Origin of the sequence: Photorhabdus viridis (genome assembly GCF_040256935.1) — a bacterium.
Lineage (GTDB): Bacteria > Pseudomonadota > Gammaproteobacteria > Enterobacterales > Enterobacteriaceae > Photorhabdus > Photorhabdus viridis.
This window is the reverse complement of sequence record NZ_JBEJZY010000303.1, coordinates 1-382: the sequence shown is the minus strand read 5'-3', so window position 1 is coordinate 382 and position 382 is coordinate 1. Positions and strand designations below refer to the sequence as shown.

1 protein-coding gene is annotated in these 382 nt (G+C 58.9%); it reads left to right on the top strand.

Annotated features, from left to right (window positions below):
• Positions 1-382: type VI secretion system tip protein VgrG (vgrG, locus tag ABR397_RS23475; protein ID WP_350307802.1), on the top strand; the 382-nt coding region annotated here is incomplete at both ends.

Genomic DNA, 382 nt, shown 5'->3' with positions numbered 1-382 from the left:
CCGTAAAGGGGCGGTGATAACCGCTATTCACAGCAGTGCGCGCCGGGATCGCAGTTTTGAAATGGCGTTTACTGCCATTCCCTACTCTGAAACCGTGTGCTTCCGACCTGCGTTAATCCCCAAACCGCGGATAGCGGGCACCCTGCCGGCCCGGGTGAGCAGCTCGGTAGTAAACGACCGGTATGGGGATATTGATAAAGACGGGTTGTATCGGGTGGCGTTTGACTTTGACCGGGCGGACTGGCCGCAGGGGGAAGAAAGCCTGTGGGTACGTCTGGCTCGTCCCTATGCGGGTGACACCTACGGTTTTCACTGGCCGTTGCTGATAGGTACGGAAGTGGCGATCGCATTTGAAGGGGGCGACCCGGATCGGCCCTACATC